This window comes from Comamonas thiooxydans (assembly GCF_000964545.1).
In the GTDB taxonomy this organism is placed as follows: domain Bacteria; phylum Pseudomonadota; class Gammaproteobacteria; order Burkholderiales; family Burkholderiaceae_C; genus Comamonas; species Comamonas thiooxydans.
Map to the genome: position 1 here is coordinate 140,941 of NZ_BBVD01000008.1, position 20,067 is coordinate 161,007.

Here is a 20,067-nt window from a genome sequence, read left to right on the forward strand (position 1 = left end):
CGCCCAGGCCCTTGCTGGCTGTCTCACACATGGAACGCGTCTTTTTCAAGCACCTAGTCACCGATACCCATCAGGAATCACACATGACCCAAGCCAACTATCTCTGGGCGCCATCCCCCGTGCAATCCCTGCCCGTGCGCGGCAGCGAGCAGCGCCTGCCCGTCAACCGCCTGTTCTTTGTGGGCCGCAACTACCACGCCCATGCGCTGGAGATGGGCCGCCCCGTGGACAAAAGCACAGAGCGCCCCTTCTACTTCACCAAGGCCCCGCAGACGCTGACCGAATCGGGCGCCACCGTGGCCTATCCACCCGAGACCCAGAACTACCACTTCGAGATGGAGCTGGTCGTGGCCATCGGCAAAGCGGGCTTTCGCATTCCTGCCGACCAGGCCCATGAGTACATCTACGGCTATGCCTGCGGCCTCGATATGACGCGCCGCGACCTGCAGCTGGTCGCACGCGACAAGGGTCGCCCCTGGGATCTGGGCAAGGATGTGGAGCAGTCCTCCATCGCCAGCGAAATCGTGCCCATGGCCAGCAAGGTGATCGAGTCCGGCCTCATCGAGCTGAGCGTCAACGGTCAGGTCAAGCAGCAGTCCGATGTGAACAAGCTGATCTGGAATATCCGCGAAATCATTGCCGATCTGTCGCTGTTCTATCACCTGCAAGCCGGTGATCTGATCTACACGGGCACTCCCGAAGGCGTGGGCGCCGTGCTGCCCGGCGACCGGATCACAGGTCGTGTGGAAGGCGTGGGCGAGATTGCCCTGAACGTGGGCCAGCCCGAGTAAGGCGCGCAGACCATGAAGCTCTACAGCTTTTTTCGCAGCGGCACCTCGCACCGCCTGCGCATCGCCCTCAATCTCAAGGGCCTCACGCCCGACTACTTCCCTGTCGATCTGCGTGTGGACGAGCAGGCCGAAGCGCCGTTCAAGCGCATCAACCCTCAAGGCCTGGTGCCCGCGCTGACGCTGGACAACGGCGAGACGCTGATCCAGTCGCCCGCCATCATCGAATGGCTGGAAGAGCGCTACCCCGAGCCTGCGCTGCTGCCTGCCGACCCCGAGGCCCGCGCCCATGTGCGCGCCCTGACGGCCATCGTGGGCTGTGATGTGCACCCCATCAACAACCGCCGCATCCTGCAGACCCTGCGCCAGCAGTTCGGCGCCGACGAGGCCGCCATCAACGCTTGGTGCGCCACCTGGATCACGGCCGGCTTTGACGCCATCGAAGCCTTGCTGGCACAGGACGACACACGCGGCAGCTTCTGCTTCGGCAAGGCCCCCGGTCTGGCCGATGTCTACCTGATTCCGCAGGTCGAGAGCGCACGCCGCTTTGGCGTGGATCTGGCCCGCTGGCCGCTGATCAGCGCTGTCGATGCGGCTTGCAGCGCCCTGCCCGCCTTTGCCCAGGCAGCGCCTCTGGCCCAGCCCGACGCTCCGCAATAGACCCATCCCCTGCGGCCGCGCCCGGACGCGGCTGCCCAGCAACGCTTTGCAGTCCCTAAAAAACGCCCACCGGAGACAAACTGTGAAATACGAGCAAAATCAGCACCAAAGCCAATCCATACCTACGAAAACAGCTATTAAAACAATAGTTTCCGCAGCTGCCATGCTGGCCGCAGCCGGCCAGGCGCTGGCCCAGGGTGATGCCTCCAACTATCCCAACCGCCCGGTGACCGTGGTCACGGCCTTTGCCGTGGGCAGCGGCCCCGATGCCGTGCTGCGCATCGTGGGCGAAAAACTGGCCCAGCGCTGGAAACAGGGCGTGACGGTGGACAACCGCCCCGGTGGCGGCGGCTTTGTCGCCATCGAGTACGCGCGCCGCGCCAAGCCCGACGGCTATACCCTGCTGCAACTGGACAGCGAACATATCTCGGCCCTGCCCTATCTCTACAAGAACAAGAACTTCAACACGCTGAGCCACTTCGACCCCGTGGCCCCACTGTTCCTGACTCCTTTTTTTGTGGCCGTACCCACGAATTCGCCGTGGAAGAACATGGGCGACCTGATCAAGTCCGCCAAGGCCGAGCCCGGCAAGATCAGCTACGGCTCCTGGGGCGTTGGCAGCCCCGGCCATCTGGGCGGCGAATGGCTGGACTATCTGACGGGCAGCAAGATGACCCATGTGCCTTACCGCGAGGTCAGCCAGTTGTTCACCTCGGTTGCCAACGGCGACCCAAGCTGGAGCTTTGCCAGCCTGCCCTCCAGCCAGGGCATCTACAAAAGCGGCAAGATCCGCTATCTAGCCGTGGCCGCGCCCAAGCGCATCGCGCAAATGCCCGACGTGCCGACGGTCGCCGAAGCCGGCGGCCCAGCCGAGCTGGATGTGAACTCCTTTGTCTCCCTGCTCAGCCCCAAGGGCGTGGACACCGCCGTGCGCGACAAGATCCGCAGCGATGTGGTGGCCGTGCTGCAGGACCCGCAGGTCAAAGAGAAGTTCTCCACCTTCGCCTTCCAGCCCATGAGCTTCACCGTGCCCGAGATGCAGCAATTTGCCAAGAAGAAGTCCGAGCAATACAAGCTGCTGATTGAAAAAGCCCAGATCAGCCTGGATTGAGAGCCGCTGGCGGCCATCAAATAGATCACGGTACAGGCCTACGCCTGCAGCCGGCAAAGCCCCGTCAGCACAGAGTGCACGGGGCTTTTTTCATTGACGCGACGACCCGCCTCGCTCCGGATCAAGAAGGCCGCACATAGACGGCAGAGCTCCAAAGGCGTGCAGAAAACGACCTCGACCCGGGGTTACACTTGTTGCGAGGCGTTTCTCCGGATTTCCATCCCACCTCTAGAGCGCCCGTATGCCATGAGTCCCCGCTGATAAGCGTCAGGGCTGTTCGGCAGCTTCCCGCCCAAGCCGCAGCGCCGCCTGTCTGCCAGGGGCCCCATGCTGTTTTCACGTGACTCCACGTGATTCAGCCCCTTTAAATCGTTATAAAAAGATGAACAATTCCATCAAGACTGCTATCGCTTTTTTGCTGCTGCCCCTGGCCGCCGCTTCGCAGGCGGCCGAGCCGCCCTCGCCCATTGCTGCGGCCGAGCTGTATATCCGCACTCTGGTCAATCACGACGAGCAGGCCATCAGCCAGCTCAATGACTATCTGCGTCCGGACCGCCTGCGCTCGGGCCGCAGCGCGGACTACGCCAACGCCGCCGAACTCAAGCAAGCCGACAAGGACTTCCCGCGTGAAGTCACCGACATGGCCCTGCCCCTGTTCCCCGAGGCGCAGCGCAACGCCCTGCGTGCGCCCGTGGAAAGCCTGATGAGCACGGTGCAAAAGGCGCGCCAGCAATCGCAGTGCAAGACCGTCTCGGCCACCAAGCCCAAGCTCGACAAGCATGGCGTGCTCAATACCGATGTGAAGTTCAGCTGCCAGCTGGTCAAGACCCCCGAGACCTGGGCCGAGGGCATTCAACGCATGGTGCGCAACAAGCTCAGCCTGGATCAGGTGCAAGGCGAACTCAAGAAGCTGCAAGCTGCATACTCAGCCCCCGCCAGCTACACCTACGAGGGCGTGCTTTCCCTGGGCATGGTGCCCAAGGACAAGGACAAGGCCTGGCGTAACGACTTCGCTAGCGAAGCCTTTGACGAGATGTTCAGCGAGCTCTAAGAGAACCTGAGAACGGCAAAAGGGCCCGGGTGGGCCCTTTTGCATTTTGCCGCCGCAGGTACTGCAGCCATGCCTGCACGACAAGCTCCAAAGCGCTGGCAGACATAGCATCCACTTGTGCACATTTGCACACCCTATGTGCAGTGTTTGCTATTGCTACAGCAAATCCGCACACATACCATGAGGAACGAATTCACCAACGGAGACACCTCATGAACGCACCGACTTCCGCCAAGGTTCTGGCGCCCACGGTCAAGCTGCTCATCAACGGGCAGATGGTCGAATCCAAAACCACCCAGTGGCGCGATGTGGTCAACCCCGCGACGCAGGAAGTGCTGGCGCGCGTACCGTTCGCCACGCCCGACGAGGTCAACGCCGCCGTGGCCAATGCCAAGCAAGCGTTCAAGACCTGGAAAAAGACGCCCATCGGCGCACGCGCCCGCATCTTTCTGAAGCTGCAGCAGCTGATCCGCGAAAACATGAAGGAGCTGGCCGCCCTGCTGACGGCCGAACAGGGCAAGACCCTGCCCGACGCCGAAGGCGATGTCTTCCGCGGCCTGGAAGTCGTGGAGCACGCGGCCAGCATCGGCAATCTGCAGCTGGGCGAGCTGGCCAACAATGTGGCCAACGGTGTCGATACCTATACGCTGAACCAGCCGCTGGGCGTGTGTGCAGGCATCACGCCCTTCAACTTCCCGGCCATGATTCCGCTGTGGATGTTCCCCATGGCGATCGCTACGGGCAATACCTTCATTCTCAAGCCTTCCGAGCAGGACCCCATTGTCACCATGCGTCTGGCCGAGCTGGCACTGGAAGCCGGCGTGCCTCCTGGCGTGCTCAACGTCATCCACGGCGGCGAGGACGTAGTCAACGCCATCTGCGACCACCCCGATATCAAGGCCATCAGCTTTGTGGGCTCGACCAAGGTCGGCACCCATGTCTACAACCGCGCCAGCCTCAACGGCAAGCGCGTGCAATGCATGATGGGCGCCAAGAATCACGCCATCGTCATGCCCGACGCCAACAAGGAGCAGTCGCTCAATGCCCTGCTGGGCGCTGCCTTCGGTGCGGCCGGCCAGCGTTGCATGGCGGTCTCCGTGGCCGTTCTGGTGGGAGAGGCACGCAACTGGATTCCCGATCTGGTGGCCAAGTCCAAGACCCTCAAGGTCAATGGCGGCACCGAGCCCGGCACCGATGTCGGTCCTCTGGTGAGCTGCGCGGCCCTGTCGCGTGTCGAAGGCCTGATCGAACGCGGTCTGGCCGACGGCGCCACGCTGGAGCTGGATGGCCGTAAACCCGAGGTGGCCGCCTATGCCAAGGGCAATTTTGTCGGCCCCACCATCTTCAGCGGCGTCAAGCCCGGCATGAGCATCTACGAGCAGGAAATCTTCGGCCCCGTGCTGTGTCTGGTCGCTGCCGAGGACATCGATCAGGCCATCGAGTTCATCAACGCCAACCCCAATGGCAACGGCACAGCCATCTTCACCCAATCGGGTGCGGCCGCGCGCAAGTTCCAGGAAGAGATCGATGTGGGCCAGGTCGGCATCAATGTGCCCATCCCCGTGCCCGTGCCGCTGTTCTCGTTCACGGGCAGCCGTGCATCCAAGCTGGGCGACCTGGGCCCTTACGGCAAGCAGGTGGTCATGTTCTACACCCAGACCAAGACCATCACGGCGCGCTGGTTCGACGACAGCACCACCAGCCACGGCGTGAACACCACCATCAGCCTGAAGTAAGCCGGCCATGAAACCCGACAGTGCAGCCCTGCCTCTTGCCAGGCCCGGGCTGCGCTGTGTGGCTTTGCCGATGATGGCTGGCATGTACGTTCAAGAATTGTCACGCTCCTCCCCCCTGCGCCCAGCCGCAAACACATCTCACAGCCCCGCACGGCGGCTGGCCCGTCTGTGCGCCCTGGCAGCCGGCAGCCTGCTGATTGCCCATCTGCCTGTGGCATCGGCCCAGGACAGCGAGCCGGCCCCGCTGCACTGCCCCTCAGATCAGCCACTGTCTCTTGCCTGCCTTGAGCAACAGGCCCAGATTCTGGAACGGAGCATGCAGGTGCTCTACCTGTACCTGCAGCGCCAGCTGCCGCAGGCCAACGCCCAGGCCCTGCAAACCGAACAGGACGACTGGACGCAGGAGCGCGACCGGCGCTGCCAGCCCAATGGCTATGTCCATGAGGCTGAGGACATGGCTGCTTGCCGCATCGGCATGGCCCTGAGCCGGGTCAAGGCCTTCAAGAACCAGTGGTATCCGCTGGCAAAGAACGCACAGGGTGAAAAGCAGCCATGAACCGGGCAAACTCATATCACTTGCGCCAGCAGGCCAGCCCGGGCTGCGATGATGCGGGCATGACGATCCGCATTCAGAAATTCAGGCAACCGCGGCCTGCAACCATTGACACCAAATCGCTTGCCGCTCTTCTTATTGCAGCAAGCTTGAGCCAGCACGCCCTGGCCCAGGCCGGAGCCGACTGCGTGCCCGGCGGCACCAAGGCCCAGATCAATGCCTGTGCCATCAAGGACTTCCAGCAAGCCGACACCGACCACCAGATTCTCTATGGCGATGTGATGCGCGCGCTATCGGCCCATGAGCGCCCCGCCCTGCGCAAGGAGCAAGGCGAATGGAGCCGCCAGCGCATCACCCATTGCAAGCAGGCCACAAAGGCCTTTGAAGCGCAGCCCGACTGGCCCAGCCGCTACCACGGCTGTCTGGTGCAGCAGATCACGGCCCGCGATGCGGTGCTCAAACGCTGGCTGCACCAGGGGCCGCCGGACTAAGCTGCAAAGCCGTCAGGGGCCAGAAGACGAGTAGAACAAAAAAGGAGACATGAAATGGACTTTGAACTCAGCGAAGATCAACGCGCTTTTGCCGATACTGCCCGTGCTTTTGCGCAGGCCGAGCTGGCGCCGCATGCAGCCGAGTGGGACCGCGAGCACATCTTCCCGCGCGAGGCGATTGCCAAGGCCGGCGAGCTGGGCTTCTGCGGCCTCTATGCTCCGGAAAGCATTGGCGGTCTGGCCCTGCCACGACTCGATGCAACGCTGGTATTCGAAGAAATGGCGGCCGTCGATCCATCGACCACGGCCTTCATCACCATCCACAATATGGCGACCTGGATGCTGGGCACCTGGGCCACCGATGCCGTGCGCGCCCAGTGGGGCGAAGCCTTGACCAGCGGCAGCAAGCTGGCCAGCTACTGCCTGACCGAGCCCGGCGCAGGCTCGGATGCGGCCTCGCTCAAGACCCGGGCCGAGCTGGTCGGCAACGAGTACATCGTCAACGGCAGCAAAGCCTTCATCAGCGGCGCGGGCAGCACCGATGTGCTGGTGCTGATGGCAAGAACCGGCGATGCCGGCTCCGGGGCTTCGGGCATCTCGGCCTTTGCCGTGCCAGCCGATGCGGCCGGCGTGAGCTATGGCAAAAAGGAAGAGAAGATGGGCTGGAACAGCCAGCCCACGCGCGTCATCAGCTTCGACAATGTGCGCATTCCCGCGCACAACCTGCTGGGCCGCGAGGGCGAAGGCTTCAAGATCGCCATGAAGGGCCTGGACGGCGGCCGCATCAATATCGCCACCTGCTCGGTGGGCGCAGCCCAGGGGGCACTGACCCAGGCACAAAGCTATATGCAGGAGCGCAAGCAGTTCGGCAAGGCCATTGCGAGCTTTCAGGCCCTGCAGTTCAAGCTGGCCGATATGGCGACCGAGCTGGTCGCAGCGCGGCAGATGGTGCGCCTGGCAGCATCCAAGCTGGATGCCGGCGCGCGTGATGCATCGACCTACTGCGCCATGGCCAAGCGCTTTGCCACCGATGCCGGCTTCATGGTCTGCAACGAGGCTCTGCAGCTGCATGGCGGTTATGGCTATATCCGCGAGTACCCGCTGGAGCGCCTGATGCGCGATGCCCGCGTGCACCAGATTCTGGAAGGCACGAACGAAATCATGCGCGTCATCATTGCCAGGCGCATGCTGGAGGGCGATGCTCCGGAGGTCATTCGCTAAGCTGCTGCCATCACGCAACGCAAGGATCGTCATGCCCGCCAAGCCCATCGCCCCTGAAACCCTGCAGCTCATAGATGCCGTGCGCGATGCGCTGCAGGATTGCACAGCCGTGGAAGAGAAGACCATGTTCGGCTGCCATGTTTTCATGGTCGACGGCAAGATGTGCCTGGGCGTGGAAAACGACGAGTTGCTGGTGCGCCTGCCCCCCGCCAGTCATGCGCAGATTGCGGAGATGCCGGGCGTGCGCCCGCTGTCCTCGCGCGGACTGATGGACGGCTACTTTCTCGTCGGCCCCACGGCCTACGCCAGGCGTGAACAGTGGCAGCACTGGATCAGCGAAGCCCTGGCTTTCAACCCGTTGGCAAAGGCCACGCCAAAACGCAAGACCGGCAGCAAGGCCAGCAGCGAGACCGATAGCAAGAAGCCGGGCGGTGGAAAAAGCCCTGCCGGTCAGGGCACCAGCAGCGGGCGCAAGCGCACCAGGGCTGCCCCGAAACCGGCTGATGCCGACGCCCCCAGAAAACATCCTATTTTCGACAGCGAATAAGCACAAAGGACGGACCTCATGGCCATACGCATAGTCCAGCTAGGCAGCGAACGCGCCCCCGACGAGGGCCTGCGCATAGGTACGGTGCGCAGACCGCCGCGCGGCGTGCCCAAGGCCGAGTTCGCAAGCCGCAACTACTACGACTGCTGGTATCCCGAACTCTCGCCCGAGGTGGAGCTGATGCAGCAGGCCCTGGAGGCCATCAGGCTGCGCACAGCCGGCCAGGAGGCACAGGCCGACAAGCTCTGGAAGCAGTTTGAAAAGCAGTTCCGCAAGCAACTGGCCGAGCCCGCAGCCGATCGCACCCTGGGCCTGCTCGCAGCCTTGTCGCACAGCTCCGCCTTTTCTCTGGGCTGCTACTGCGACGACGAGGCGCATTGCCACCGCAGCATCTTGCGCAGCCTGCTCGCTGACAAGGGTGCCATTCTCAAGAATTAAGCGAAAAACCAATCAATCGCTTATGGATAAAGCGCTAGACGCTATCAATTCAATAACAGCAAGGAGACAGACATGCAAATCGCTTTTATCGGTCTGGGCAATATGGGTGCCCCCATGGCCGTCAATCTGGCCAAGGCCGGCCACAGTGTCAAAGCCTTCGACCTGAGCCAGGAGGCCATCGCCAAGGTCGTGGCCGCCGGGGCACAGGCGGCCTCCAGTGCCCAGGAAGCCGTGCAAGGCGCCGAAGCCGTCATCACCATGCTGCCCGCCAGCCAGCATGTAGAGAGCCTGTTCCTGGGCCGCGACGGCGCGGCCGGTCTGCTCGCGCACATCGCCAAGGGCACGCTGGTGATCGACAGCTCCACCATCGCCGCGGCCACCAGCCAGAAGGTGGCCAAGGCGGCCCAGGCAGCGGGCATAGACTTTATCGACGCCCCGGTCTCGGGCGGCACCGGCGGTGCCATTGCCGGCACGCTGACCTTCATGGTGGGCGGCAGCGACGCGCAGTTGGCACGCGCCCAGCCATTGCTCGAAAAAATGGGCGCCAATATCTTCCACGCGGGCGGTGTCGGCGCGGGCCAGACGGCCAAGATCTGCAACAACATGCTGCTGGGCATTCTGATGGTGGGCACCAGCGAAGCAATCGCCCTGGGCGTGGCCAACGGTCTGGACCCCAAGGTGTTGTCCGAAATCATGCGCCGCAGCTCGGGCGGCAACTGGGCCCTTGAAAAATACAACCCCTTCCCCGGCGTGCATGAGAACGCGCCGGCCAGCAAGGGCTATGCAGGCGGCTTCGGCACGGACCTGATGCTCAAGGATCTGGGCCTGGCGCAGGACAACGCCACGGCCAACCGCGCCAGCACGCCGCTGGGCGGCATGGCGCGTTCCATCTATGCGGCGCACAGCCTGTCCGGCCATGGCGGCGAAGACTTTTCCAGCATCATCAAGATGCTGCAGAAAAAGGCCTGAGACCATGGCCCTGCCCCACGCCCAACCCGGGGTTCCCGTCGAAGTGCAGCCCCACGGCACTTCGCTGGGAAACCAGAAGACCGCTGCACTCTTCAAGTCCGACACCCTGGAAGTAATCCGTCTGGTGTTGATGGCAGGCAAACGCCTGCCTGCGCATCAGGTGCCGGGCGAACTGACGATTCAATGTCTGGAGGGGCAGCTCGCCGTCATCCAGGGCGCAAGCCGCCAGACATTGAACGCGGGGCAGCTGCTGTTTCTGCCCGCCCAAACCATGCATGAGGTCGAGGCCGAACACGACTCCTCGGCCCTGATCACCATCGTGCTGCACAAGCACTAACCACCAGACCCGGTCACCGGCCAGCTGACCCCGCTCTGCTGCAGCGGGTATCACGGCAGGCCTCCGGGCTTGAAGCCTGTCAAGCTGTCAGCTCTGACTCCGCAAGTGCTGACAGCTATTCTTTCCGAAGCGGACTGCTCCTGCTGAAGACTCCTTGTCTGCCCACGCAAATCGACTCCTGCTGACGCTTTTCTCAGTGGTGCAAATCTCTGCCCTGTGTTTAAGATGGCCCCAGAGGAAGTGATCGCTGCGTTGCTCTCAAGGAGTTCTCCATGATGAAGCTGACTGGACAGAACATTCTCATCCTCGGCGCCGGCAAGATCGGCTCAACGATCGCCGACATGGCTGCCGAGCTGCATGAAGCCACCGTCACGCTGGCCGATATGCAACCCCCGCCCGGCAACGACCCGCAGATCCGCCCGCTGCAGCTGGACATCGACGACGATGCGGCGCTGACCCACGCGCTGCAGCAGCACTCGCTGGTCATCAATGCACTACCCTTCTTCTGTGCCGAGCGCGTGGCCCGGGCAGCGGCGCAGCAGGGCGTGCATTACTTCGATCTGACCGAGGATGTGGCGGCCATGCGCGCCATACAGGACATGGCGGCGCAGACGCGCTCGGTGCTGATGCCGCAGTGCGGACTGGCACCGGGCCTGATCGGCATGCTGGGCGGCCATCTGGCCCAGCAGTTCGACGAGCTGTTCGATCTGCAGCTGCGCGTGGGCGCGCTCACGCGCCATGCGACGAATGCGCTGCGCTACCACTTCACCTGGAGCGTGGACGGCGTCATCAACGAGTACTGCAAGCCCTGCAACACCATCGTCAATGGACAGCCCATGCTGGTGCCGCCGCTGGAGGGGGTCGAGCCGCTGATCCTGGACGGCGAGAACTTCGAGGCTTTCAACACCTCAGGCGGTCTGGGCACGCTGTGCGAGACGCTGCAGGGCCGGGTGCGCAACCTCAACTACAAGACCATACGCCACCCCGGCCACCGCGATGCCATGCATTTGCTGCTACACGGCCTGCGCCTGATCGAGCGACGCGATCTGCTGCGCCAGGTGCTCGAAGGCGCGGTGCCCCACAGCCGTGAAGACATGGTGGTGGTTGCCGCCATGGCCAGCGGCAAGCGCGCGGGCCGGCTGGAGCAGCTGACGCGCGGCGCCCGCATCTTCGGTGCGGCGCTGCGCGGCAGACAGCGCACGGCCATAGAGCTCACGACCTCGGCCGGCATGCTGGCCGCCGTGGAGCTGTTCGCCACGGGCCAACTGCCGCAGCAGGGCTTTGTGCGCCAGGAGCAATGCACGCTGGCCGCACTCTCGGGCACCCGCGTGGCCCCCTACTTCAACGGCCTGCTCGGCTGAGGCCTGTATCTCACACCCATCAGGAGGGAATGCCATGACCGCCATCTCCGCAACCGACTTCCAGACCGTGCTGAGCCGCTGCGGCATAGAACTGCAGGCCCTTGAGGGTAAGGACATCAGCGTGCACTCGCCCATCGACGGCACGGAACTGGCCAGTCTGGCCGCCCTGCCCGGTGCCCAGGTGCCTCAGGTCATAGACCATGCGGTGCAGGCTTTCAAGCAGTGGCGCCTGGTGCCCGCCCCGGTGCGTGGCGAGCTGGTGCGGCTCTGGGGCGAGGAGCTGCGCCGCGCCAAGGCCGATATAGGCCATGTGATTTGCTGCGAGGTCGGCAAGATAGCTCAGGAGGGCCTGGGCGAGGTGCAGGAAGGCGTGGACATCTGCGAATTCGCACTGGGCCTGTCGCGCCAGCTGCATGGCAAGACCATTGTTTCCGAGCGTCCCGGCCACCGCATCATGGAGCAATACCACCCGCTGGGGCCGGTGGCCGTCATCACGGCCTTCAACTTTCCGAGTGCCGTGTTTGCCTGGAACGCGGCGATTGCCCTGGTCTGCGGCAACCCGGTGATCTTCAAGCCCTCCGACAAGGCACCGCTATCGGGCCTCGCCACCTTCAAGGCACTGGAGCGCGCCATTGCCCGGTTTGGCGACCGGGCTCCAGCAGGTCTGGCGCAGATCGTGCTGGGCGGCGCGGCTGCCGCCGAGGCCCTGGTGGACAGCCCCCGGATTGCGCTGGTATCGGCCACGGGATCGAGCCGCATGGGCCGCGCCGTGGGTCCCAAGGTGGCGGCGCGCTTTGGCAAGCGCATTCTGGAGCTGGGCGGCAACAATGCCATGGTGGTCACGCCGGCAGCCGATCTGGATCTGGCCGTGCGCGCCATTGTCTTCAGCGCCGTGGGCACGGCCGGCCAGCGCTGCACCTCGCTGCGACGCCTGATCGTGCACCGCGATGTCAAACAGCCGCTGCTGGACAGGCTGCTGCCGGCCTATCGCAGCCTGCGCATCGGCAACCCGCTGCAGCCGGACACCCTGGTCGGCCCCTTGATCAACGAGGCATCGTTCGAGGCGCTGCAGCACTCGCTGAGTCAGGCACTGAAAGACGGCGGCCATTTGCTGACGGGCGGCCAGCGCCAGCTGGAGCAGCAGTTTCCGCAGGGCTTCTATGTGGCACCGGCGATCGTGGACATGCCGGCCCAGACCAGCATCGTTCGGCACGAGACCTTTGCCCCCCTGCTCTATGTGCTGAGCTACGACGGGCTGGAGCAGGCCATTGCGCTCAACAACGATGTGCCTCAAGGCCTGTCCTCCTGCATTTTCTCCAACGATTTGCGCGAGGTGGAAGTCTTTCTGAGCGCGGCCGGTTCGGACTGCGGCATGGCCAATGTCAACATCGGGCCCAGCGGTGCCGAGATCGGCGGCGCCTTTGGCGGTGAAAAAGAGACTGGCGGCGACCGTGAGAGCGGCTCGGACGCCTGGAAGCAATACATGCGCCGCACGACCAACACCATCAACTACTCGCGCGAGCTACCGCTGGCGCAAGGCATTCAATTCGGGTGAGGCACAGGTACCGCAGCCCTTGACTGCCAGGGAGGCCATGCAACGCGGATTCCGGGGTTAACGGACTCCATTCAAGAGTCCTGGCTGTGCGGCCTGCACCAGATTCTGCACGCTGGCCACAAAGGCTTCGAGCACGGCCGGCATGCCCCGTGGCCGCCAGGCCAGCACGGCCGGAGTGGTCACCCGGCTGCCGCGCAGCGCCGCAAAGCGCACGCCGTTCATGCCCACGGTCTGCATGCAGGCCGGCACCAGGGCCACGCCCTGACCGGCAGAGACCAGTGCCATGACGGTCAGCCACTGGCGCGCGGCATGCCGTGTATGGGGATGGATGCCGGCTTGCTGCAGACAGGCGATGACGTTGTCGTAATTGGCCGGCGCCACCTCGCGCGCAAACATCACAAAAGTGTCCTGGGCCAGTTCGCGCAGGTCGATTTCGGCACGCCGGGCCAGCGCATGGTCGCTGGGCAGGCAGCAGACAAAAGCCTCCTCGCCTATGGACAGCGTGCGTATATCGTCCTGGGGCGTGCCGATGTTGAGAAAGCCGCAGTCGATCTGCCCCCTGGCAATGGCCTGCAGCTGATCGCGCGTGGACATCTCGTGCAGGCATAGCTCGACCAGCGGGCGCTCGGCGCGAAAGGCCCGGCAGAACCCCGGCACCTGGCGGTAGACCATGGACCCCGTGATGCCTATGTCCAGCCGCCCCTGCAGCCCTTGGGCCACGCCACGCACCACCTCGGCCGCATGCTGGAGCTGAGCCAGCACCTTGCGCGCCTCATGCAAAAAGGCCTCGCCTGCAGGCGTGAGCTTCACGTTCTTGGCGTCGCGCTCCATGAGTACCGTGCCCAGTTCCTGCTCCAGCGCCTTGAGCGCCATGCTCAGCGGCGGCTGGGTGATGCACAGGCGCTGGGCGGCCCGACCGAAGTGCAGCTCCTCGGCCAGAACCACAAAATAGCGCAACAGATGAGTCTTCATAACCTGATCTTGCCATGCAGGCACGGCGGCAGGCATCGTTCCTTTCGCCAGGGACGCCGAGCAAGAGCCGCCTCGCGGCGAGGGCGTCGTCCCCCTTCCAGGGGGAAGCCGCGCAGCGGCTCAGGGGGTCATCAATATGACTTCGGCAAGCCCAGCACCTTCTCGGCGATAAAGCACATGATGAGCTGCGGGCTCACGGGTGCTAGGCGCGGAATCCAGGACTCGCGCATATAGCGCTCCACATGGAACTCCTTGGCATAGCCCATGCCGCCATGCGTGAAGATGGCGGTCTCGCAGGCCTTGGCGCAGGCTTCGGCGGCCAGGTACTTGGCTGCATTGGCCTCGGCGCCGCAGGGCAGGCCCTTGTCATAGAGGAAAGCGGCCTTCTGCACCATCAGGTGTGCGGCCTCCAGCCCCATCCAGGCCTGGGCCAGCGGGTGCTGTACGCCCTGGTTCTGGCCTATGGGCCGATCGAAGACCACGCGTTCGTTCGCGTACTGAGTGGCGCGCGCCAGGGCTGCGCGGCCCAGGCCCACGGCTTCGGCCGCGATCAGGATGCGCTCGGGGTTGAGTCCGTGCAAGATGTACGAAAAGCCCTTGCCCTCCTCGCCAATGCGGTCCTGCACCGGGATGCGCAGCCCGTCGATGAAGAGCTGGTTGGTGTCCACGCATTTGCGGCCCATCTTCTCGATCTCGGTCACGGCGATGCGGCTGCGGTCCAGGTCGGTATAGAACAGCGACAGGCCCTCGGTGCCCTTGCACTCCTCCACAGGCCTGGTGCGAGCCAGCAGCAATATCTTGTTGGCCACCTGGGCCGTGGAGATGAAGACCTTCTGCCCATGCACCACATAGACATCGCCTTCGCGCACGGCACGGGTCTGCAGCTTGAGGGTGTTGAGCCCGGCATTGGGTTCGGTCACGCCGAAGCAGGCCTTGTCCCGGCCAGCGATCAGCGGCGGCAGCCAGCGCTGTCTTTGCTCGTCCGTGCCGAAGACCACGGCCGGGTGCAAGCCGAAGATATTCATGTGCACGGCCGAGGCCCCCGACAGGCCCGCACCCGTGGCCGAGATGGTGTGCATCATCAGCGCGGCCTCGGTGATGCCAAGACCCGCGCCACCGAACTCCTCGGGCATGGCGATGCCCAGCCAGCCGGCTTCGGCCAGGGCCTGGTGGAAGTCGTGCGGAAAGCCGCCGTCCCTGTCCTTCTTCAGCCAGTAGTCGTCGTCGAAAGGCGCGCAGGCCCGCTGCACGGCTTCCCGGATCTGTTCCTGCTCGGCGCTCCATAAAAAATCCATGGCGGCTTCTCTCTATCGGTTGAATCTCAATGAAATCCACCTCAAACGCCTGTCTCACAAGCGCTATCAGCTATTGTTTTTTATCAATCAGGCCGGCGCACGCGCGCCGGGTTCTCGCCATAGGGCGGGCTGTAGATGACCAGCAGACGCACGGGTGTGTCGCTGGTGACGCGAAACACATGCATGCAGTCTTCGGGGAAAAAGCAGGTGTCGCCCGCCTGCATGGCAAAGCGCTCGGTCTGGCCCTGGCTTTGCACCTCCACCTCGGCCGTGCCGTCCAGCAGATAGCAGGCCTGCTCCATGCCGGGGTGGGCATGTGGTAGCGCACCACCGCCTTTTTCCAGCGTTCCGAGCACCACCTCCATGTGCTGGGCGCCTACATTGGCCTGGCTGACCAGGCGGCGGTTCACCGTGCCGTGGTGGTTGGCGGGGCTGTAGCCCTGTACGTCCTGCTCGCGGATCAGATAGCGGGGCATGTCTCTGCCTCTCTTTGATCGTTGGATGATGAAGCCTGCATGCAGGCACCGCTGGCCTGCAGTGCGGCGATCTGCGCCTCGCCAAGACCCGCCTCGCGCAGCACCTGCAGCGTGTGCTGGCCCAGCTGCGGCGCAGCGCTGACCTCGCGGCCCGGAGGCGTTGCACTCCACTGCGTGGGATTGGCCGTGGTGCGCAGCCGCCCCTCGCTGGGATGCTCGATCTCGCGCACAAAACCCGTAGCCGCATGGTGGGGGTCGGCCAGCAAGTCCTCGGGCGAAGCCATGGGCATATTCGGCACATCGGCCGCATCGAGCAGCGCGCGCCACTCGGCCGTGCTGCGCTCGCGCATCAGGCTCGCCACCTCGGCATAGACGGCATCGATATTCGCTGCGCGCTGGCCGTGGGTGGCAAACATGGGCTCATGCATGCGCTCGCCCTGCCCTATGGCCTGGAAAAAGCTGTGCCAGTGCTTGTCGTTGTAGATCAGCACGCAGAGATGGCCGTCGCTGGTGCGGTAGGGCTTGCGATGGCGCGTCAGCAGCCGCGCATAGCCGGCATCGCCCAGCGGTGGCTCGAAGCTCAGCCCGGCCATGTGATCGCCCAGGATGAACTGCGTCATGGCCTCGAACATGGGCACGACCACCGCCTGGCCCTGGCCGCTCTTCTCGCGCGCATACAGTGCGGCGGTAACCGCATAGACCGCATGCAGGCCCGTGACCCGGTCTCCCAGCGTCATGGGCGCATAGGACGGCTCGCCCCCGCCGTACTGCTGGGCCAGCCAGGGCACGCCGGTCGCCCCCTGTATCAGGTCGTCGTAAGCCGGCTTGGTCGCATAGGGGCCGGCCTGATCGAAGCCGCAGCAGCTCACATGGATCAGGCGCGGATGGCTCTGCTCCAGCGTCTGCCAGTCCAGTCCCAGCCGGGCCATGGCCTGGGGGCGTACATTGCTGATGAAGACATCGGCATCGACCAGAAGCTGCAGCAGCGCCTGACGCGCGGCGGCCTGCTTGAGATCGAGCACCACGGAGCGCTTGCCCTGGTTGGCCTGCAGAAAAATGGGGCCCATGCCGGGGTTGCGCATGGGGCCTACATGGCGCATGTTGTCGCCATCGGGCGATTCCACCTTGATCACATCGGCACCCAGGGCGGCCAGAATCTGCGTGGCAAACGGCCCCATGATCACCGAGGTCATGTCCACTATCCTGACACCGGCCAATGGACCAGCCGAAGTACCCGCTGATGGGCCCGCTGTGTGGCCCGCAGCCTGACGGCTATCGCTATACATGCTCGTCATCTCACTGCGCCTCGATGCCGGCCTGCTTGACCAGTTGCCCCCATTTGGCGAGCTGCTCCTTCACATAGAGCGCGAACTCGTCGGGCGTGGCCGTGGGCCAGACTTCGAAGCCGACCTGGGCCAGTTGCTCCTGCACGGCCTTGTCCTTGAGAATGAGCTGCAGCTCGCTGTTGATGCGCTCGGCAATGGCCTTGGGCATGCCGGCCGGGCCGAAGATGCCGTTCCACGAGGTGATGTCGAAGCCCGGCAGCGTCTTGCCGATGGCGGGCACATTGGGCAGCAGCTGCGACCCCTTGGCCGCCGTCACGCCCAGCGTGCGCACGCGCTCGGTCTTGAGCGTGCCCCAGGCCGAACCCAGGTCGGCCACATACATCTGGATCTGGTTGCCCATCACATCGGTCAATGCCTGCGGGCTGGACTTGTAGGGCACGCCGGTGATCTGCGTACCCGTGATGTATTTGAAGGTTTCCGAAGCCACCAGCGAGGTGCTGTTGGGCGTGCCGTAGGAGAGCTTGTCCGGATGCGACCTGGCATAGGCAATCAGCTCGGCCACGGTCTTGGCCGGCACCGAGGGATGGACCACCAGCGCGAACGGCAGCTCGCCCACGCGGGCCACGGGCGTGAAGTCCTTGACGGGGTCGTACTTGAGCCCCTTGACCAGCCAGGGATTGGCCGAATGCGAGGTGTTGGTGGTCATGAACAGCGTATAGCCGTCCGGCTTGGCCTTGACCACATGCGCGGCTGCAATCTGGGCATTGGCCCCGGCCCGGTTGTCCACCACCACGGGCTGCTTGAGTCGCTCGCCCAGCTTGTTGGCCACCACGCGCGCCACCGCATCGGTGCCGCTGCCAGCAGCAAACGGCACCACCAGCGTGATGGGGGCTGCGGGATAGCTCTCCTGAGCCAGCACCGTCCCGCCAAAGCCCATGCTCATGGTGGCTGCCAGGCCTGCGCTCGCACAGGCGCGCAGTAAGAATCGCTTGTTCATGCTTGTCTCCTTGTTCAGGCTGCGGCACCTGTATCCGGTGCCTGCACTGCATGCTGAAGCGTTCAATCATTCAAGTCCAATTGTTTAAACCGCATAAATTATTCGATTTACGAATCATTAAATCCAGCTAGACATTCCCAGCCGCTGCGCACGACGCCTCGCCTTCCCCCTCTACACGGAGAAATGAGCCGGATTCGTACCTGCGTCCACAGCCCTTATGCCCTTGAGGTGGCAGCAGCGACAGCGAGAGCAAGAGCGGCTCCGACGCCTGGCGGCAATACGTGCTCCGCATGAGCCACACCACAACTAGTCGCTCGGTCTGGTGCTGGCGCAAGGCATTCAGTTTGAGCAAATAGCTGGAGCGGATACGGCGTTGAAGCGCCGCCCAATGGCAGACTGTCGCCTTGTTTCCTCTGTATTCCTCCGACCATGGCCGAGCCTCTCAAGCACCCCGGCAGCGACATCGAGTTCCATGCCGACCCGTCTCTTTTGCTGGCGCCCTTCGACATCTATGATCGGGAAGAGTCTTTGGGGCAGGAGCTCGCAGCCTATGATCCCAACGATCCCCAGCAGTTGCTGCAGTTGCTCGATCGCTATTTCTTTCCCTGCTGTGAGCAGGCTTCATGGAGCACTGCGCATAAAGTGATGCTGACCCGGTCATTGCAAGCCGCCTTGCAAAGCCTGCAATACGACTTTGCAGCCCCACTGGAAGACAGCCACGACGACTGCTTCTACCTTCCCGCAACCTGGCAGATTCAGGCTCCTCGACAGTTCTTCCTGAACGCTTATTCGATCCTGCTGAAACGCTGGGCTGCAGAATTCGCGGCAGCGGGCTTCAGCCCCATGCCTGCCGAGAATCTGCGGCACCTGGCATGACAGCTGTCAGTCGCGCCCGGGCCTCAGTGATACGCGCCAAACACCGCTGATGAGCAACGAAACGAGGCGATAAGGCCTGATGCCCTACAGCGCTGTCACAAAACGGTGATTGAACTTGGGCCCCACTCGGGGGAGAATGCCTTATTACCGCTTTCGCTCAGGTGCTGTCATGGACCATATCCACTCCACGCCCACCCACCAAGCTCTGGATGTCGCTCCTTACGGAGCCAGGCTTCCTGCCGCTCACTCGAGCGTGCTCTTCAAGGCGGAAGATCTGGAAGTCATTCGCGTCGTGCTGCGCTCGGGCCAGTCGCTGCCGCCGCATCGCGTGCCTGGCAGCGTCAGCCTTCAATGCCTGGAAGGTCGGCTCGAAGTTCTCATCGGCCAGACCGTGCATGAACTGGGCCCCAAGCAACTCATGCATCTGCCAGCCAATATGCCCCACGCTGTGCGTGCCATGGAAGACTCGTCCGCGATTGCCACCATCGTGCTCTGTGAGGTCTGAAGAACTTCTATCGAACGGGCAAAAACTGCATGAACGGGCCGGCAAGCAATCCCTGCGCATAGCCGATGACGGAGCGCCGGTAGCGCTCGGTGGTGTAATCCGCCACCAGATCCAGCCGGCCGATGATCTTTCCCATCTCGCGCTCGAAGCTCAGATTGCGCCCCTCTTCCGCTATCTGATTCGATAACAGCAAGGGCTTTCCTCCGGGTGCTTTGCGCGAGTTGAGAATCCAGTTGGCAATTTCCAGATTGCGCGCCGCATTGAAGACATGCTGCGGGTCCAGCCCGTCGATCAGCGTGAAGCTGGTTCGCCCGCCATGCGCGGTGATCAGCATATCGGCTGCAGCATGGACGAAGGCTGCGACCCGGTCTCCGGCGAACTCGGGCTGCAAGGCCAGGGACAGCGCCGCCACGTCACGCTTGTCCTGCAGCTCATGCCAGGGCTGGCGCTCCATGACGGCAATACGCACATAGGTCATGGCCGCTTCACGGCTGGAAGCCGTCTTTTTCCATTCGGCGGGGTTGCGGCGATAGAGCTTGTCCATGATGAGAAACAGGCTCTCCAGATTCTCCTTCATGGCCAGCGTTGCCATGCGGTTGCTGTCGGACTGCAGCAGCTCGAGCGAGTGAAAGTTCTCGCCCTTCACTTCGCCGTGATTCGTGGGGGCGCTGGAACAAGCGGCCAGACCGCAAAGCACAAGCCCTGACAGCAGCCACCGCCCCATGCGCGGGCGAGCACGCAGGAAATCGCGCCTGCAGTGGCCTGCGGCGGCATGGGGCAAAGCTCGTGCTGCTGTCATGCTACAAACATAACAGCAGATGCGATGCGCTCAATCACGCTAG

At 63.7% G+C, this 20,067-nt stretch carries 22 protein-coding genes; 16 read left to right on the top strand and 6 right to left on the bottom strand.

Translation table 11 applies throughout. The annotated features are described in order from the left end of the window. Positions 1-83: 83 nt before the first annotated feature. The 14 genes from Cth01_RS14045 (at position 84) to amaB (ending at position 12,818) form a co-directional block, all read left to right on the top strand. Entirely contained in the window at positions 84-791 is a 708-nt protein-coding gene (locus Cth01_RS14045) for a fumarylacetoacetate hydrolase family protein (protein ID WP_045839617.1), read from the top strand. A 12-nt stretch (positions 792-803) separates the two neighbouring features. Then, a complete protein-coding gene (maiA, locus tag Cth01_RS14050; RefSeq protein ID WP_045839497.1) occupies positions 804-1,448 on the top strand; it encodes a maleylacetoacetate isomerase in 645 nt (214 codons plus the stop codon). A gap of 163 nt (positions 1,449-1,611) precedes the next feature. After that, a complete protein-coding gene (locus Cth01_RS14055; protein ID WP_045839498.1) occupies positions 1,612-2,559 on the top strand; it encodes a Bug family tripartite tricarboxylate transporter substrate binding protein in 948 nt (315 codons plus the stop codon). 382 nt (positions 2,560-2,941) lie between these two features. Further along, positions 2,942-3,610, top strand: coding sequence for a hypothetical protein (locus Cth01_RS14060; RefSeq protein ID WP_045839499.1), 669 nt, complete (start codon positions 2,942-2,944; stop codon positions 3,608-3,610). Positions 3,611-3,822: 212 nt separating this feature from the next. Then, positions 3,823-5,346: a CoA-acylating methylmalonate-semialdehyde dehydrogenase gene (locus Cth01_RS14065; RefSeq protein WP_012838771.1), complete on the top strand. Its 1,524-nt coding sequence runs from the start codon at positions 3,823-3,825 to the stop codon at positions 5,344-5,346. An 82-nt stretch (positions 5,347-5,428) separates the two neighbouring features. Next, on the top strand, positions 5,429-5,902 hold the full coding sequence (locus tag Cth01_RS14070; protein ID WP_233425174.1) for a lysozyme inhibitor LprI family protein: 474 nt from the start codon (positions 5,429-5,431) through the stop codon (positions 5,900-5,902). A gap of 20 nt (positions 5,903-5,922) precedes the next feature. After that, positions 5,923-6,390 (top strand): lysozyme inhibitor LprI family protein, encoded by a 468-nt coding sequence (locus Cth01_RS14075; RefSeq protein WP_428839333.1) that lies wholly within the window; start codon positions 5,923-5,925, stop codon positions 6,388-6,390. A 54-nt stretch (positions 6,391-6,444) separates the two neighbouring features. Then, complete coding sequence (locus tag Cth01_RS14080) at positions 6,445-7,611, top strand: acyl-CoA dehydrogenase family protein (protein ID WP_012838774.1); 1,167 nt, start codon at positions 6,445-6,447, stop codon at positions 7,609-7,611. Positions 7,612-7,642: 31 nt separating this feature from the next. Then, positions 7,643-8,158, top strand: coding sequence for a TfoX/Sxy family protein (locus Cth01_RS14085; protein WP_034358205.1), 516 nt, complete (start codon positions 7,643-7,645; stop codon positions 8,156-8,158). A gap of 18 nt (positions 8,159-8,176) precedes the next feature. Then, entirely contained in the window at positions 8,177-8,596 is a 420-nt protein-coding gene (locus Cth01_RS14090; protein ID WP_034358206.1) for a DUF488 domain-containing protein, read from the top strand. A gap of 72 nt (positions 8,597-8,668) precedes the next feature. Then, positions 8,669-9,565 (top strand): 3-hydroxyisobutyrate dehydrogenase, encoded by an 897-nt coding sequence (gene mmsB, locus Cth01_RS14095; protein ID WP_003067480.1) that lies wholly within the window; start codon positions 8,669-8,671, stop codon positions 9,563-9,565. Between the two features lie 4 nt (positions 9,566-9,569). Beyond that, positions 9,570-9,902, top strand: coding sequence for a cupin domain-containing protein (locus tag Cth01_RS14100; RefSeq protein ID WP_045839500.1), 333 nt, complete (start codon positions 9,570-9,572; stop codon positions 9,900-9,902). A 272-nt stretch (positions 9,903-10,174) separates the two neighbouring features. Further along, positions 10,175-11,263 carry a saccharopine dehydrogenase family protein gene (locus Cth01_RS14105; RefSeq protein WP_045839501.1) on the top strand — a complete coding sequence of 363 codons (1,089 nt, stop codon included), beginning with the start codon at positions 10,175-10,177 and terminating at the stop codon, positions 11,261-11,263. Between the two features lie 34 nt (positions 11,264-11,297). Further along, positions 11,298-12,818 carry an L-piperidine-6-carboxylate dehydrogenase gene (gene amaB, locus Cth01_RS14110; protein ID WP_045839502.1) on the top strand — a complete coding sequence of 507 codons (1,521 nt, stop codon included), beginning with the start codon at positions 11,298-11,300 and terminating at the stop codon, positions 12,816-12,818. A gap of 57 nt (positions 12,819-12,875) precedes the next feature. Here the strand turns inward: amaB and Cth01_RS14115 are convergent, their stop codons facing one another. The 5 genes from Cth01_RS14115 to Cth01_RS14135 all read right to left on the bottom strand — a co-directional run bounded on the left by Cth01_RS14115 (position 12,876) and on the right by Cth01_RS14135 (position 17,844). Continuing rightward, positions 12,876-13,826 (bottom strand): LysR family transcriptional regulator, encoded by a 951-nt coding sequence (locus tag Cth01_RS14115; protein WP_045839503.1) that lies wholly within the window; start codon positions 13,824-13,826, stop codon positions 12,876-12,878. 95 nt (positions 13,827-13,921) lie between these two features. Next, a complete protein-coding gene (locus tag Cth01_RS14120) occupies positions 13,922-15,085 on the bottom strand; it encodes an acyl-CoA dehydrogenase family protein (protein ID WP_045839504.1) in 1,164 nt (387 codons plus the stop codon). Positions 15,086-15,168: 83 nt separating this feature from the next. Further along, positions 15,169-15,561, bottom strand: a complete 393-nt coding sequence (locus Cth01_RS14125) for a cupin domain-containing protein (RefSeq protein ID WP_003075812.1) — start codon at positions 15,559-15,561, stop codon at positions 15,169-15,171. Then, complete coding sequence (locus Cth01_RS14130) at positions 15,546-16,856, bottom strand: CaiB/BaiF CoA transferase family protein (protein WP_082085669.1); 1,311 nt, start codon at positions 16,854-16,856, stop codon at positions 15,546-15,548. The genes Cth01_RS14125 and Cth01_RS14130 overlap by 16 nt, the downstream gene beginning before the upstream one ends. A 1-nt stretch (position 16,857) precedes the next feature. Then, a complete protein-coding gene (locus Cth01_RS14135) occupies positions 16,858-17,844 on the bottom strand; it encodes a Bug family tripartite tricarboxylate transporter substrate binding protein (RefSeq protein ID WP_034358219.1) in 987 nt (328 codons plus the stop codon). A 489-nt stretch (positions 17,845-18,333) separates the two neighbouring features. Between Cth01_RS14135 and Cth01_RS14140 the strand changes: the two genes are divergently transcribed. Together Cth01_RS14140 and Cth01_RS14145 are read left to right on the top strand one after the other, a co-directional pair. After that, positions 18,334-18,720 (top strand): hypothetical protein, encoded by a 387-nt coding sequence (locus Cth01_RS14140; protein WP_233425175.1) that lies wholly within the window; start codon positions 18,334-18,336, stop codon positions 18,718-18,720. Positions 18,721-18,889: 169 nt separating this feature from the next. Then, the gene (locus Cth01_RS14145) at positions 18,890-19,225 is read left to right on the top strand and encodes a cupin domain-containing protein (RefSeq protein WP_034358600.1); all 336 of its coding nucleotides are present in this window, start codon (positions 18,890-18,892) and stop codon (positions 19,223-19,225) included. Positions 19,226-19,232: 7 nt separating this feature from the next. On the opposite strand, the gene Cth01_RS14150 is transcribed toward Cth01_RS14145, so the two are convergent. Beyond that, on the bottom strand, positions 19,233-20,024 hold the full coding sequence (locus Cth01_RS14150) for a hypothetical protein (RefSeq protein WP_034358223.1): 792 nt from the start codon (positions 20,022-20,024) through the stop codon (positions 19,233-19,235). Positions 20,025-20,067 lie beyond the last annotated feature (43 nt).